This window comes from Neobacillus sp. B4I6, assembly GCF_050434045.1.
Taxonomy (GTDB): Bacteria; Bacillota; Bacilli; order Bacillales; family Cytobacillaceae; genus Neobacillus.
In genome coordinates this window covers 946,600-962,863 of the sequence record NZ_JBNPWB010000002.1, presented here as the reverse complement: position 1 = coordinate 962,863, position 16,264 = coordinate 946,600, and the positions used below count along the sequence as shown (strand labels likewise).

The following is a 16,264-nucleotide window of genomic DNA, read 5'->3' as shown; positions in this document are numbered from 1 at the left end:
TTGTAGAAAATAAGAGGCTGTCGAAGGTTTCTCGACAGCCTGGCGGTGCATTTGCACCGCCTTATCTTTATTCACCTTTTTTGTCGATCCATTCGTCTAGGCGGATTATGCTTTGTTTTGCACGTTCATATTCAATAGTTCGGTAATGGTGCATGCCGCCTTCTTCCTCATCCTTTTCATCGGCCCATTTAACAATTTGTTGTAATGGTGTCCGGTCAATATCGTTTGATGGTAGAAAGGAGTCAGTATGAAATAAAATGGCGAGTGCAATCGTCTTAGCTTTGATTGGATTTTCACCAAGACGAATCAGGAGCTTGTGAGCCCGCTCAGCCCCTTTAATTGGGTGAATGTCATTTTGCTTGTATAAGTCATAATCCCATTTTCCATTTTTATACCATGTATAATGCCCCATGTCATGGAGGAGCCCTGCTTTTGCAGCAATGTCAACATCCAGTTGATGCTCCTTCCCTAAATGAAAGGCATGGTAGGCTACAGCAATCGCATGGGCAAGACCAGAACGGTTCAAATATTTTTGGGCAATATGATGTTCAAATATATTCAATAAGGTAACGTCTCTCATGCGATCTCTCCTAACTTTTTCATAATAATATTTTTCATTTATTATATGATAACAAATGGTACATGGCTATTTTTTTATAAAAAAAAACAGAAGGCATTTGAAGGCCCGCCGCTTCTTTTAAACAAATGATATTAGCGTTTTGACTTTCTGTACCCTTCATCCTGCGCTTCTTTTTCTGAACAAAACCAAACAATGTTGTCGGTGGTGGAGTCGTAAAAACTACCGCCGGGTACATGATAGATATGAGAATTTGCATTCCCTTTGATCTTCCCTTTGCAATCTAAGTTTGTTTCTTGATCATCACTTGGGTTATTTTGATAGTTGTTCCCTGAAGATGCTTTTGAATTTGTACCTTTTTCTTCCGTTTCTTTGACATTTTCAGTATTATACCCATCCTCTTGAGCATAATTTTCAATCGACCAGATTCCTACACCTTTTTCTTGTGCTTTCTTTTGAATCGCATAAAATTCATCAACATATTGGGTGTTCGGAGCATAAATATAGGCCACACGAGCAAGGCCTTTTTCCAACAGCATTTCATTAAACATTTTTCCATTAACATAAATATAGGCAAGTAGGCGCCCATATTTATCACGTCCGTCTCCAATTCCAGGTTCAATTTCAACTTTAGTACCAACGGAGAGAATTTCCTTTGTATACTCGGAGGCTTCTGGTCCAAATGGCTGTACCCCTAAGCGGGGATGATGTGTCTCAGGTGTATCCACACAGAGCATTCTTACCTTTTCTATCTTCCCATTAAGGTTAACATTAATAGTATCACCATCGACATTCTTGACGATAGTTGCGGGAAGTAATTTCTTATTACCGGTTTTCGATTGAGGTACTTCTGTTTGAGAGAGTGAAGGTGTCTTTGAATCGCTCGTTTCATTCGTATGAACTTCATTGTTTTTTACAACAGAGGAAGTTTTAGAGTCACTTTTCTGCTTAGACGGTTCGCTACTAGAACACCCTGAGAGAATGAAAGGAATAATTACGATAAACGATATTATCAATTGGAGAATTCTGTTGTTCATAGATAGTGCCCCTTTAAATTATTTACTTTATCTATTGTAACAAAATAAAAAGAGAGAAGTTAATGCTCCTCTCTCTTTGACCTTGTTACTTTTCTTCTGTTACTTTGTCAACTTTTGGTCCTAGATATTCATAATCGTTAGGATTGATCGGTGTATATCCTTCTGGCTTATAGAACCGCAGCAGATCTTTGTAAACTATTTCGTCGGACATATTTAGCTCTGTATTAACTTTGCTATCTACATCCTTACATACAGTACTATCTTCTAATAACTCACCTGTTAAAGAGGAGTAACATTTTTCATTTATTTGGATAGCCTCAGATGTTACAAAGTCACCGTTTCTGAATAATGCCCAATTACGGTGTTGTTTAGAAAGTAGATCTGAACCAAATTCCATATAATCTTTCGTATCAATACCTAATAAATGGAGAACTGTTGGACGGACATCGACTTCCCCGCCAACTTGGTGTTGAATTCCACCCTTTACACCAGGTACGTGAATAAATAATGGTACACGCTGTAATTTTGCATTGATTGCAGGTGTAATTTCTTCCACACCCATAACCTTCGCCATTGCATCATTATGGTTTTCAGAAATTCCGTAATGGTCACCATACATTACAATTATTGTATTGTCATACATACCATTAGCTTTTAAATCATTAAAGAATTGCTCAAATGCCTGATCCATATAGTTTGCTGATTGGAAATATTGGTTTACAACTGTATCACCATAATCCCCAGCAGGAAAATCAGTATCTTCTGGATCCATTTCAAATGGGAAATGATTAGATAGTGAAATGAACTTTGTATAGAACGGCTGCTTTAAGCTTTCAAGTAATGGAATAGATTCTTTAAAGAAAGGTTTATCTTTCATTCCATAGTTTTTTGTATTTTCATCTGACATGCTGTAGTATTCTGCATCAAAGAATTGATCGTATCCAAAAGCTTTATAGATAACATTTCGATTCCAGAACGTCTTATAGTTCCCGTGTAACACAGCAGAACTATATCCCTGTCCTTTTAGAATAGAAGGCATAGCTTGATATGTGTTTTGGGCTTTGTTAACAAAAACAGCACCTTGTGCCATTGGATATAATGAATTTTCCATTAGAAATTCGGCATCCGATGTTTTCCCTTGTCCTGTTTGATGATAGAAATTATCAAAATAGAAGGTGTTATTGTCATGTGCTAATGAATTCAAAAATGGTGTTACTTCTTGTCCGTTAGGCATTTTATAATCAATCATAAAGCTTTGAAAGGATTCCATCGAAATATAAACTACGTTCATACCTTTTGCTTTACCAAAATATTTTGGATTTGGTGCAGCATAGTTTGCTTTACGATAGTTCTCAACATCTGTAATATCACTGCTATCCGCTAAAGCCCGCTGACTCGATGATTTTATATTTTGGATGACGTCATAAATGGTAAAGTTATACGCTCCAAGGTATTTTACTAAATAATTTCGGTCAAATGACCGTGAAAGTAACTGCGGACGATCCTTTTCTGCTAAACCTAAATTAAATAGAAAAGTAGTAATTGAAAATAATAGAACAATCTTAAAGGTCTTTCTATTCGTTACCGTAACTTTCTTGAACACGGTTAATGCTAACGCGATTAAAATAAACATATCTGTAAAATAAAAAATGTCAAACGGAGACATTAATGAAAGTGCACTGTCACCAAGTTGACCAGCGTTTGTTTTGGTTTGCATTAGAACCGGAACCGTAATGAAATCATTAAAAAAGCGATAATAGGCAATATTTGCATACAATAAGAATGATAATAAAAAATTGGTTAATATCATTATCAATTTTGAATGCTTTTTAAAAAGCATGGCAAATCCAAAGAAGAAAAGTGCTGAACTTAATGGATTTATTAAAAGCAAAAACTTCTGTAGGCTATTTTCAATACCTAAGTTAAATTCAATTTGATATGCAGCATAGGTTTTGATCCAAAATAATAAAACAGCTGCTATAAAGAATGTAATATGACTATTGGTTAATGTTTTTGGTAGTCTAATTTTATTCATCTTTAAATTCTCCTCTCACTTACCAATTAAGCTTCGGTAAACGAACCTCACTCACTATATCACATTTCTTTAAAAAATAAAAACATAAATCTTGCTATTATTATCTATACTTTTCTACAACTTTCTACACTTTTCCCCGCCATCTCGGGCAAGCAAAATCATTGCCTTCAACAGCTTGGTCAGTTCTTAAAAATTGAGATATACCTTTTATTTTTATGTCCGTTCTCTTTGGGACATGACTGTTTTCAATCTTCAATAATATAAGACGAAATAAGTTTTAATTAGTTTCAAATTTTTTTTTGTTAGATTTTCTATTCTTCCATAAATTATATCTTAGTCAGAACAATCCTCGAGACATCATTTCTACATATCATAAACCTGAACGTATGAAGGAGCAATATGAATATTGACTTATCTTTAACAGACGGTAAGGAGAAAGATTACTTGAATGAACTCCTTAAAGATTGGATAGCATATACACAGAGGAATGTAGAAAAAATTTAAAAGGAGAATACGATGCCCAGAATTAGGCCTGAATTTACAAAAAGCCCATATTTTGTTGATGAACCAGGAAATTGGCATTTAAAGCCTGGTGCTCCAAAAGATCTCCAAGTCGAGCTTAAAAATTATCTTAATAGCTTGGGTGATGATGACGAGCCAGGAACTACCAATGGTATACATATCAACTACCCTTAAGAATTTTTAATGCCAATTATATAATAGAAGAAAACGGTTGCGAATGTATTTTATTGGAATGAAATGAAGATCATTAAATGACTATTTTTATAGGAGTGAATATAATGAATATTAACCGTGTAAAACAAATTTTGTCATCATCTGCTGATATAGAAGTAAAATATAATGGTACATCGGTTTGGATTGACCAATTAAATGAAGATGGACATACAGCAACAGTACATTTACGAGGCCCTTTGGAAGAACGTTCAGTTGTTGAAATTGGAGAACTTATCGAGGAATAATTTTTTCAGACGATCTTTTCATTGAAAAGATCGTCTTTTTTTTACAACTTAAAAGGCAGGATTGAATTCCTGCCTTACACCATATCTTCATTCTCTTTTTCTATATCACTTGGTTCTGGCTGTTCTCCTTGGACAATACCCCCAAGACTTTCTCTATTGCTCAGACTTGCATCTTTTCCTGCACCTGGTGCGATATTCGACATTGGAAGTTGTTCTAATTCTTTACCTCTAGGCATTATTCCTCACTCCTTTATGTTAAGGTTTCCAATATGGCGGAAAAATAACATAAAAAAATAAGTTCTAAATTTTGTTAGTGATTTAAAATACTATCCCTGGCGAGTAATTGTATCGTCATGTCATCCATTGGTGGATTATGAAGGCCTGCCCTTACATCTCGATAATACCGCTGTAACGGATTTTTCAATGAAAGACTTTTTGCACCTACGATTCTCATTGCTAAATCAACAACTTCGATTGCGTTATTGGTAACTGTTAATTTTGCTGCACCTAAAGCAGCCCCCATTTTTTCCCTAGCTTGATCGTTTGAATGATCCCACTGTTTTGCAATCCCATATAAGAAATACTCGGACTGCATTAATTTCAACTCAATCTCTCCAAGTTTTTGCTGAACATTTGGTAAATCGATAATTGGTCCGACAATACTATTCGGAGAATATTCTTTAGCAAATTGAATAGCATATCTTTGGGCCGCTTTTGCTATGCCCAGATAACATGCTGGAATATGAAGTAGCCATCCATTCGCTCTTTTTCCGTTCGAACTAAACTTTTCCACAAGATATTCATCATCTACCAAACAATTATCCAAAATTAAGTCATGACTCCCTGTTCCTCTTAACGCGATACTGTCCCAAGTTTCCTCAATAACCAATCCTTTTGTGGATCGAGGAAGTAGAAAATTGGCCACATCATTGGTTTCTTTGATTGTTGCACTAACTATAAAGTAATCTAGGACGGGGGACATGGTAGTAAATGTTTTTCTCCCTTTAATAACCCAGCCATTCTGACTTTTTTCTGCTGTGGTTTCCGGTCTGCCGCCTCGTGTAGGACTTCCAGTCTTCGGTTCACTTTGAGCACTATTTATTAATGCTCCATTTTTCACTTGTTTACAAAGATACTTAAAGATCGACTCATCCCAAGAGCTTTTTTCATTTAGATTCATAATAATTCCCATATGCCATCCAATCGAAAGTGCTGTTGCCCCGTCACCTTGTGCAATCGTTTCTTGGAGTCGAATTAGTTCATAAAGCGAGATATCCTCTCCACCATGCCTTGAAGGAACAGTTAATGCCGTGTAACCTGTATTTTTCAGATCCTGAATATTTGCATACGGGAAACTACCTTCTATATCTACCTGATGTGCTCGTAATAGGAATTGTTTTGAAAGTATTCTCATAAACTCTATTCGTTCATCTAATGTATCTTTTTCTTGAAAGTTCATCTCTCATCTCTCCTATCCCATTAACAAAAAATCATTCAAACCCCTAGTCTTATTAACCAGGGGTTTGTTTCTTATTCTAAATTAGCGAATTTTTCCAAATCGCGGTTTTCACCGATTACTACTAGTACATCACCGTAATTAATTTTTTCATCAGGAGATGGTGAAATGTTAATTTCATCTTCATGCCGAATCGCGATGACGCTCAAATTAAACTTTGCCCTTAAATCTAGTTCCCTTAAGGTTTTCTCCATCATCCTATCGGGGATTTTTACTTCCTCTACACTATAATCCTTCGAAATCTCAATAAAATTTAAGACATTAGGTGATAACAGCTGATGGGCGACTCGAATTCCCATATCTCGCTCAGGAAAGACGACCCAGTCTGCCCCAACCTTTTTTAATACTTGACCATGTAGTTTATTTAATGCTTTGGCAATCACCTTTTTTACACCAAGTTCCTTCAATAATAAAACAGATAGGATACTTGCCTGAATATCGTTTCCGATTGCTACAATAACTGTATCAAAATTACGGATCCCAATCGATTTTAATGCCTCAGCTTCTGTTGAATCGGCAATCACGGAATGAGTAACGAATGGATGGGATTCTTCAACTCGTTCCTCATTCACATCGACTCCAAGCACTTCCTGCCCAGATTCATATAACTTATTGGCAATACTTAGTCCAAACCTACCTAATCCAATCACTGCATATTGATTAGCCATTGTCTCCTTGTACCTCCTTGGTGTAAAAAACTACCCAATCGTGATTTTTCCCTTCGGATACCGGAATGCATCAGGTTTTCTGCGTATTGTCACCGCATAAGCAATAGTTAATGGTCCTACCCTGCCAGCAAACATAGTAAAAATTATCAATGCCTTGCCAAGTGGTGATAATTCAGGTGTCAATCCCATCGATAGCCCGACTGTTGCAAAGGCAGAAGTTACCTCAAATACTATTGTTAAAAAATCTTGTCCGTGTTCAGAAATGGTTAGAATGAGCGTCATTAGCATGACGAGAAATAACCCGCTAAATGTGACGGTTAATGCTTTATAAATCGTTTCATATTCAATCCGCTGACGGTAAAAAATAACATCCTCTTTCCCGCGAATTTGTGACCAAACAGCTCCAATGAGCGTTGTAAAAGTGGTGGTTTTGATCCCCCCGCCTGTCGACCCAGGCGATGCACCAACAAACATGAGTAACACAATTAATAATAATGATGATTGCGTTAGATCACCAATACTTAATGTGTTAGCCCCTGCTGTTCTTGCCGTAACAGATTGGAATAATGACCCAAGGATTTTCCCTGAAAACGACAATGGTTTTAGCGTTAATCCATTGGAATATTCAAGCAGGAATATACCAGCTGTACCTACTACTATTAAAACGCTGCTCGTCATTAAGACAATCTTTGTATGTAATGATAGCCGTTTTGAAACACGATATTCAAATAGTTCGTTCATAACCATAAAGCCAATTCCACCTAAGATAATTAATACACTAACGGTCAACGTAACGGTTGGATCGTCAACATAACTCGTTAAACTATGAAACTCCCCCATTAAGTCAAATCCCGCATTGTTAAAGTTGGAAATCGAATGGAAAATCCCATAATAAATCGCTTTTCCTATCGGCATGTCAAAGGAAAAACGGATAGATAAAAGCACAGCACCAAGTATCTCAATCACCGCTGTAAAGATTAAAATTCGTCTTACTAGCCGTACAATCCCCTCCATTGATAAATTATTTAATGATTCTTGAAGTAGAAGCCTTTCTTTTAAAGATATTTTCTTCCCTAATAGGAAGGCAAAAAACGTTGCAAACGTCATAAATCCAAGTCCACCGACTTGAATCATACATAAAATAACCACTTGACCGAATATCGAAAATGTGGTCCCGGTATCTACGACAACTAAACCTGTTACGCATGTTGCAGAGGTTGCAGTGAACAGGGCGTTTAAAAATGACAAACCTTGCCCATTTGTAGTCGAAACAGGCATGGTTAGTAGAAATGTTCCTAGTAATATGATCAAACCAAAACCTAGAACAAGAATTTTTGGAGGATCTAGATATATTTTTTTGCGCAGCATAGTTTTCTCCCTTACTACTTTAATGTTATTTTTAACAAACAAATAATAATCATGTGTTATCTATGATCTTAATTTTTTTCTCCTTGTTCATGCCTCTATTTTTAAATATTGTAAATCTATAATACAGGAAAAATATACAATTACGAACAAAACATGTAAATTAAAGATGGGAATTGGTACACCTTAAAAAATTTTTTACCATGAGTGTGTCAAATGTGTGTCATAACTCACTGTTGATTGACTATATGTTGTTCTATAATACAAGAAGTAAAATTTTCCATGTTCATAAATACTCTTTCTAAATATATAACGACTTTTTGGAGGAAATAATAAAATAGCATGGGAATTGAAGGGGGATTGTTATGAAACAAGGGTCAAAACAACTAATTATACAAACTGGAAGTCTGGTAGCAGGTTTTATGGTTTGGGTACTGATATCATCACTAATGCCGTTTATTAAAGTAGATATCCAACTTACTTCATCTCAAATTGCTTGGACTACGGCGGTCCCTGTTATCTTCGGTTCACTTCTTCGAGTTCCGATTGGCTACTGGACCAATCGCTATGGCGCTCGAATTTTATTTACAATCAGCTTTATTATACTGCTCATTCCAATTGCGTTGCTAAGCTATGCTAATTCCTTATTAACATTAATCTTAGGAGGATTTTTACTAGGGATTGGCGGCGCTGTCTTTTCCATCGGTGTTACCTCTCTTCCCAAGTATTATGAAAAAACAAAGCATGGGTTTATTAACGGAATTTACGGGGCAGGAAATATTGGTACGGCAATCACTTCCTTTTCCGCACCCGTACTTGCTACCACCTATGGATGGAGAAACACCATTAAAATCTTCCTGATAGTTGTATTAATCTTTGCTATTTTAAACTTTATATTTGGGGACAAAAAGGAACGAAAAGTTAACATTTCCTTACTCGAACAAATCAAAGGGGTATATAAAAATCCAAAACTTTGGTTTCTAAGTTTATTTTATTTTATCACGTTTGGTTCCTTCGTTGCTTTCACCATTTATTTACCATCGTTTTTAGTTAATCACTTTGAATTAGATAAAGTCGATGCAGGACTCCGGACAGCAGGTTTTATTGCTTTGGCAACCTTTTTTAGACCCATAGGTGGATGGTTAGGCGATAAAGTTAATCCTTTTCTTATTTTAATGGCTGTTTTCTTTAGCCTAACTTTTGCAGGATTTCTTTTGTCATTTACTCCATCACTGCCGATATATTCCTTTGGTTGCTTATTAGTTGCTTTCTTTGCGGGAATTGGAAATGGCGCTATCTTTAAACTAGTCCCTTTATATTTTTCCAATCAAGCGGGTATTGTGAATGGAATTGTTTCTGCCATGGGAGGACTGGGTGGTTTTTTCCCGCCAATCATTCTCACGATTCTCTTTGATTGGACTGGTCATTATGCGATTGGGTTTATGTCCCTATCTGAATTTTCCTTAGCAAGTCTGGTTATCGTAGTATGGCTATATTATCAAGATAAGTTGGATATTTCTGCAAAGATTGTAAACCATGCCTTAGATGGTATTTGTGTAACCGATGTTAATGGCATTATTCAAAGCGTTAATCCCGCATTCACAAAAATCACTGGCTATAGTCAAGCAGAGGTAATCGGTAAAACCCCAAGTGTTCTTCAATCCGGTGAACATGACAACGAGTTTTACAAAAAAATGTGGTTTAGTTTAAAAACAGACGGGGTTTGGGAAGGTTATATTTGGAACAAACGCAAAAACAATGAAATTTACAGAGAATGGCTAACTATTACAGCCATTAAAGATGACGCAGGTGAAACAAAAAACTTTGTAGGTATGTTCTATGAAGATAACGAAAAATCCTAAAAAAGGCAGAACAAAAGGAGATCTTCCCCGTGGAAGGTCTCTTTTGTTTTATAATCTTGGGCAATTTATTACAACTTTTTGTCAACTTCCTTGAGTTCACAGTTCGTTCACTGTTTTTGTGACGTACGTCACAAAATTCATGTTACCATCTGTTTTATAGTAATTACACAAACAACTCTCACTTTATAAAAATTAAAATTTGATCACAATTAGGAGGAAATATTATGACCAGGATTAATTATTGGAATCCAGAGGACGAAAAATTCTGGAACGCAGAAGGAAAAAAACATGCACGACGAAATCTGTGGATATCAGTACCATCATTGATGATCGCTTTTATCGTTTGGCAGATATGGTCAGTCGTTGCCGTTAGACTTAACGACATCGGTTTCCATTTCACCGAAGAACAATTATTTACACTTGCAGCAGTTCCTGGCCTTGTTGGTGCGACACTTCGTTTTGTTTACACATTTGCTGTCGGCTCCATTGGCGGAAAAAACTGGACGGTAATTTCAACAGCAATCTTAGCAATTCCAGCGATTGGTATTGGCTTTGCGGTTCAAAATCCGGAAACACCATTTTCTATCATGTTATTGCTTGCAGCCCTTTGCGGACTTGGCGGCGGTAACTTCTCATCTTCGTCAGCAAATATTAGCTTCTTCTTTCCAAAAAAGGAAAAAGGGACAGCACTTGGTATTAATGGCGGTTTAGGAAACATGGGTGTATCTGTCGTTCAATTCGTTACACCATTAATAGTTACCTCAGGAACTTTTGCATTAGTAGGCGGTAAACAAGTTTTGGCAAATGGTCAGGAAGTTTGGTTACAAAACGCCGCATTTATTTGGGTGATTCCTATTGTCATCTTGACAGTTTTAGCAATGTTTAAAATGGATAATGTACCAGGTGCAAAGCAATCAGTTTCGGTACAATTTGTGATTGTAAAACGGAAACATACTTGGATTATGACAACCCTATATGTAGCGACTTTTGGTTCATTCATTGGTTATTCAGCGGCATTTCCGCTTTTATTAAGATCACAATTCCCTGAGCATATATCACTTGCCTTTCTTGGTGCATTAGTGGCCGCAGCTTCAAGACCTGTTGGTGGTTGGATGGGAGACAAACTTGGGGGTGCAAAGGTAACTTCCTATGTTTTAGTCATCATGGGAATTGGCGCTGCAGGGGTTATTTATTTCCTAAATGGAAAACAATTTGCTGGATTCTTATTATCCTTCTTAATTCTGTTCGTTGCATCTGGTATTGGTTCAGGCTCGACTTTCCAAATGATTCCGAACCTTTTTATTCCTAAAGAAGCAGCACCAGTAATTGGGTTTTCAGCGGCATTTGCAGCCTATGGTTCATTCTTTATTCCTAAACTTTTCGGGTGGTCAGTTAAGGCGACGGGCACTCCTGTTACAGCTTTTTACTTCTTTATTGCTTTTTATGTAGTGGCATTTGGACTCAACTGGTATTTCTATCAAAGAAAAGCTACAGCAGCTAAATCATTTACACAACAAGTCGGATAATTCCGACTTGTTTTTTTAATAAGGCGATATTAAACTTGGCTGTTGATTTGCGCTCCAGGCGCGCAGCTTTCCGCTCCAATCAACATGTGCCAAAATTAACAATGAGCTTTAACTTAGCCAATTAAAAAAACGCAGTCATTAAACTGCGTTGATTTAAAAATTCTCTATATCCTAGATATCGCAACCGCACAAGCCTTATATTCGGCTGTTCCTGAAATAGGATCAAATTCATTTAAGGTTAAGACATTGGTCGGTGTTTCACTCCAGTGGAAGCTCATAAAAACGAGCCCTGGGACTACTTGTTCGGTAATCTTCGCCTTTACTAGTAGTTCTCCTCTTCTCGAGCGAACCTGTACCACTTCACCATCTGTTATACCTAAAGCTGCAGCATCGTTTGGATGAATATCAACTGTCTCTTCTGTTTGTTTTAATTTAACTCCAGCAGCATAATGACGCGTCTGAGAATGTGTATTGTAAGATTCATAACGTCTTCCTGTTGTTAGTGTAAATGGATATTCAGCATCAGGGAGTTCCAATGGTGCAGTATAATCTACCGGTACAAATGCTGACTTTGTTGATGTCGACTCCATTTGGTGGAACCTCTCGTGTAAAATAAGTGTTCCTGGATGGTTTTCATCTGGGCAAGGATAATGAATACCATACTCTTTTTCAAGTCTTTCATACGATATGCCCCCGTACATCTCCCAAGCTAGTTTTCTAACTTCATCCCAGATTTCTTCGCTGTTGTTATAGTGAATAAGATAGCCCATAATCGTAGAAAGATCACATAGGATTTCCCAGTCTTCTTTCACATTAGGGTGTGGTTCTACCGCTTTGCGAACCCTTTGAACTCTCCGGTCGGTGTTGGTATATGTTCCATCCACCTCACCCCATGAACGTGCTGGTAATACAACATCAGCCATTTTTGCTGTTTCCGTTAAGAAAATATCTTGAACAATTAATAAATCAAGCTTTTCAAACAATGTTTGTGTATGATTCATATGAACATCAGCAAGGAGCGGGTTTTCACCAATGACATAAAGTGCCTTTAATTCACCCGTCTCGATCCGATCAAAAGTTCTCGTTTGTGTGTCACCCACTCTTGGGTTTAGGTCAACATTCCATTCCTTTTCAAACCGCGCCCGGGAATCACTATTTGCTATGCTCATTCCACCTGTTAATTGGTTTGGCAAACAGCCCATATCACCCGCACCTTGAACATTATTCTGACCTCGAAGCGGCATGACACCAGAGCCTGGTTTACCGATATTCCCAGTTAATAACGCAAGGTTTGCTATATCAAATACATTATTTACACCACAGTGATGCTCCGTAATCCCGAGCGTGTACGCAATCATTGAACCGTTTGAGGTGGCGTACTCTCTTGCAGTTGCAGCAATGTCTTCTGCATTTAAACCGGTAATCGATGCAGCGTATTCCAGCGTAAAAGGCTCGACTTGCTTTTCTAACTTCTCGAAATCAAGCGTAACCTGTTGGACAAACTCCGGACTGTATAAACCTTCTTTTAAGATGACTCTAATGAAAGCATTGATAAGAGCAATATCTGAGCCCACATTTAATTGCAAATGGCGATGGGAGGATTTTACCATTTCTATTTTCCTTGGATCTATGACAATTATTTTCAAACCAGATTTTGCAGCTTTTTTCATACGATTTGCAATAATGGGGTGTGCCTCTGTTGTATTTGAACCCATCAAAAGTAACACTTCTGCTCGATCAATATCATCTAGTGTATTAGTCGGTGAACCGCTTCCAAAAACAGTTGCCAGACCGGCAACGCTAGAGGCGTGTCAAGTACGGTTACAGCCATCAATATTGTTACTATTAATGACCGCCCTCATAAATTTTTGAGTTACAAAATTGGATTCGTTTGTATTTCTCGCGCAAGCGAACATGGATATCGAGTCTGGACCCCACATAGTTTTTATGTTGGATAATTGACTAGCAATGAATTGATATGCTTCATCCCAAGTGGTTTCAACTAGCTTTCCTGCTTTTCGGATTAGTGGAGATGTTAATCTATTTTTTGCATGTACGTATTCATAGGCAAATGCGCCTTTTACACATGTTTGCCCTTTGTTCACTGGAGCTTCCTTGTCACCGCGAATTTTCATGATTTTGTTGTCTTTTACTTCAAGGACTAAGCCACATCCAGTACCACAGTAACCGCAGATCGTTTTTACAAAATTTGCTTCTCCCACCATTTTCACTCCTCTATAAAAACATTAATACCTCTATTACCATATTAATCTATTTAATAAGAATGTGGATTTCTTTTTCAAAGAATATTTGTCTTTTTCTTGAATGAAAATTTTGGAAATAAAAAAACGAGAGATCAGATCCCCCGCTTTCAGGCAATTTTTGCCGGTAATAAGATATTAAAGGTTGTTCCTTTATTAAGTTCACTTTCCACAAACACCTTACCATTATGGCTTTCAATAATTTTGAAACTAACCATTAAGCCTAAGCCGTTACCATTCTTCTTGGTTGTGTAAAAAGGTTCTCCTAGTTTCTTTAATTTTTCTTTGGATATTCCTACTCCTGTGTCTTGAATAGATATTTGGACATTATTATCATGTATGATTGTTTTAACATGTAATTCGCCACCATTAGGCATAGCTTCAATTCCGTTTTTAATGAAATTCAGAAATACCTGCTTTAAGCGATTCTCATCACATTCAATTTGAATAATTTCATGATTACAATCAAAGGTCAAACGAACATTTTTCTTTCTCGCTTCGAATTCTAGCAAAGAGACGACATTCTTAATAACAGGAACAACATTTTTTTCTTCCAACTCCACTGCCTTTGGTTTTGCCAATACCATAAAGTCCTCAACAATCGTATTAACCCGTTCAATTTCATCTAGAATGATACTCAAAAACTCCATTCGCTCCGGATCTTTTTCGTCTAACTGCAAGAATTCCGCGTACCCTTTCATCGATGTTAGTGGATTACGGATTTCATGAGCAACACCTGCAGCCAATTGTCCTACAGCCGCGAGCTTATCCTGGCGATGGAGGACCTCTTCTGTTTTCTTCCGCTCTGTTATATCATTGCGAATTGCAAGGTATTGGTATGGCTTTCCTTGACCATTAATAAATGGAACAATGGTTGTGTCCACCCAATAATAAGTTCCATCCTTAGCTTTATTTCTAATTTCTCCCTTCCAGACATTTCCAGAGCCGATAGTTTTCCAAAGATTTTTGAAAAAGTCCTTTGAGTGGTAACCAGAATTTAGAATATTGTGGTCTTTCCCCAGGATTTCTTCTCGATTATATTTAGATATCTCACAGAACTTGTGATTTACACTGGTGATGATTCCTTTCGCATCTGTAAATGCGACAATTGAGGATTGATCAAGTGCAAATTTTATATCAATATTCTCTTTAATTGTATCCTTAAGATGCTCTTCCGCCTTTTTGCGGTCAGAAATATCTGATCGTATTGCAATATATTGGACAGGTTTACCTTTTTTATTCAAAAAAGGAACAATTGTAGTATCGACCCAATAAAACGTCCCATCCTTTGCTTTAATACGAATTTCCCCGCGCCATATTTGTCCAGCTTGTATCGTACGCCATAGGTCTTTGAAAAACTCTTTAGAATGATAGCCAGAATTTAATATTCTATGGTTCTGACCGATAATCTCTTCCTTTTTATATTTAGAAATTTCTTCAAATTTATCATTAACAAAAATGATTGTTCCTACTGGGTTTGTAATCGCAACAATGGTTGAAGCATCCAGTGCAGCTTTGATGTCTTTTAAGTTTGTATCCGTCGTCATTAATTGTTTACTAATTAATGTACTAGATAAAATAAGTCCCCCGATTATTAATACTGATACGAAAAGTACCAAATAAATAATAAATGGACTATCAGCGCTTGATCCCCCAAGAACTTTTGGTGTCGTAAATGAGGCTCTCCTTAAAAGAAAATGACCTTCGATAATTGCTAATGACATAATGATTGCACTAATTGGTTTTACCCAAACCTGATTACTTTGGGTATAACTTTTTGAAGAAAAAAGAATCCATAAAGAAAATAAAAAGGAACCAAAGATTAAAAGTCCTGAAAAAACAAGCAAGAGGAAATTAAATTTAATATTTACATTCATTGCATATAATCCGATTACCTGTATTGCAATTACTGCAAAGGTTAGAAATACACTGCCCACGATTAAATGATAATATTTAATTTGTTTTCCATAAAATGAAAGGAAAGCCATTCCTGTAAAAGCAATCCCAATAGCCATTGAAAGAATCGTAAGTGGAATTTGATAACTTGCGAACCGATTTGTATCTGCTGAAATGAGTCCGATAAAGTTCATGATCCAAATCCCGATTCCCATAGATAATGTTCCACCCAAAAACAGGAGCCTCTTATTTTTTTCAGACGACTTAATTAAGGTAAACATATCTAATGCTGTATATGATGCCATGATGGTTAAACCAATGGCAATAATAATGTAATAAGGTTGAAAAGTCCCGATCATTGCATTCATTTACCAGCATCTCCCCACTTTCTATATTGCTTTTCTACTATGATTGTAATGTAAATCGTAATGTTATGGAAGCACCAAATATCGAAGATTGTCAATTTCCCTTTACTTTAACCGAAAAATATCCGTCATATTAAAACAAGAAAAAAGGAATAAATTAATTCTTGTGATAAAAG

At 36.7% G+C, this 16,264-nt stretch carries 13 protein-coding genes; 4 read left to right on the top strand and 9 right to left on the bottom strand.

Annotation, left to right across the window (positions count from 1 at the left end; genetic code table 11):
- Window positions 1–67: 67 nt before the first annotated feature.
- The 3 genes from QF028_RS06775 to QF028_RS06765 form a co-directional block, all read right to left on the bottom strand.
- Window positions 68–580 carry an HD domain-containing protein gene (locus QF028_RS06775; protein ID WP_429464592.1) on the bottom strand — a complete coding sequence of 171 codons (513 nt, stop codon included), beginning with the start codon at window positions 578–580 and terminating at the stop codon, window positions 68–70.
- A 131-nt stretch (window positions 581–711) separates the two neighbouring features.
- Window positions 712–1,614, bottom strand: a complete 903-nt coding sequence (locus QF028_RS06770; protein WP_429464591.1) for a thermonuclease family protein — start codon at window positions 1,612–1,614, stop codon at window positions 712–714.
- 85 nt (window positions 1,615–1,699) lie between these two features.
- Window positions 1,700–3,649 carry an LTA synthase family protein gene (locus tag QF028_RS06765; protein ID WP_429464590.1) on the bottom strand — a complete coding sequence of 650 codons (1,950 nt, stop codon included), beginning with the start codon at window positions 3,647–3,649 and terminating at the stop codon, window positions 1,700–1,702.
- Between the two features lie 516 nt (window positions 3,650–4,165).
- Between QF028_RS06765 and QF028_RS06760 the strand changes: the two genes are divergently transcribed.
- Window positions 4,166–4,345, top strand: a complete 180-nt coding sequence (locus QF028_RS06760) for a hypothetical protein (protein ID WP_429464589.1) — start codon at window positions 4,166–4,168, stop codon at window positions 4,343–4,345.
- Between the two features lie 104 nt (window positions 4,346–4,449).
- Window positions 4,450–4,629 (top strand): H-type small acid-soluble spore protein, encoded by a 180-nt coding sequence (locus QF028_RS06755; protein ID WP_214712142.1) that lies wholly within the window; start codon window positions 4,450–4,452, stop codon window positions 4,627–4,629.
- Window positions 4,630–4,703: 74 nt separating this feature from the next.
- On the opposite strand, the gene QF028_RS06750 is transcribed toward QF028_RS06755, so the two are convergent.
- The 4 genes from QF028_RS06750 to QF028_RS06735 all read right to left on the bottom strand — a co-directional run bounded on the left by QF028_RS06750 (window position 4,704) and on the right by QF028_RS06735 (window position 8,181).
- Window positions 4,704–4,865: a hypothetical protein gene (locus QF028_RS06750; protein ID WP_429464588.1), complete on the bottom strand. Its 162-nt coding sequence runs from the start codon at window positions 4,863–4,865 to the stop codon at window positions 4,704–4,706.
- Window positions 4,866–4,939: 74 nt separating this feature from the next.
- A complete protein-coding gene (locus tag QF028_RS06745; RefSeq protein WP_429464587.1) occupies window positions 4,940–6,088 on the bottom strand; it encodes an acyl-CoA dehydrogenase family protein in 1,149 nt (382 codons plus the stop codon).
- Window positions 6,089–6,159: 71 nt separating this feature from the next.
- Complete coding sequence (locus QF028_RS06740; protein ID WP_088088601.1) at window positions 6,160–6,813, bottom strand: potassium channel family protein; 654 nt, start codon at window positions 6,811–6,813, stop codon at window positions 6,160–6,162.
- 30 nt (window positions 6,814–6,843) lie between these two features.
- Window positions 6,844–8,181: a TrkH family potassium uptake protein gene (locus QF028_RS06735; protein WP_429464586.1), complete on the bottom strand. Its 1,338-nt coding sequence runs from the start codon at window positions 8,179–8,181 to the stop codon at window positions 6,844–6,846.
- A 362-nt stretch (window positions 8,182–8,543) separates the two neighbouring features.
- On the opposite strand from QF028_RS06735, the gene QF028_RS06730 reads away from it, so the two are divergent.
- Both QF028_RS06730 and QF028_RS06725 read left to right on the top strand, forming a co-directional pair.
- Window positions 8,544–10,040 (top strand): MFS transporter, encoded by a 1,497-nt coding sequence (locus QF028_RS06730; RefSeq protein WP_429464585.1) that lies wholly within the window; start codon window positions 8,544–8,546, stop codon window positions 10,038–10,040.
- Window positions 10,041–10,264: 224 nt separating this feature from the next.
- A complete protein-coding gene (locus QF028_RS06725; protein ID WP_429464584.1) occupies window positions 10,265–11,566 on the top strand; it encodes an MFS transporter in 1,302 nt (433 codons plus the stop codon).
- 164 nt (window positions 11,567–11,730) lie between these two features.
- Here QF028_RS06725 and fdhF read toward each other — a convergent pair whose 3' ends face one another.
- Window positions 11,731–13,791: a formate dehydrogenase subunit alpha gene (gene fdhF / locus QF028_RS06720; protein ID WP_429464583.1), complete on the bottom strand. Its 2,061-nt coding sequence runs from the start codon at window positions 13,789–13,791 to the stop codon at window positions 11,731–11,733.
- A 146-nt stretch (window positions 13,792–13,937) separates the two neighbouring features.
- The gene (locus tag QF028_RS06715) at window positions 13,938–16,091 is read right to left on the bottom strand and encodes a PAS domain S-box protein (protein ID WP_429464582.1); all 2,154 of its coding nucleotides are present in this window, start codon (window positions 16,089–16,091) and stop codon (window positions 13,938–13,940) included.
- Between the last annotated feature and the right edge of the window lie 173 nt (window positions 16,092–16,264).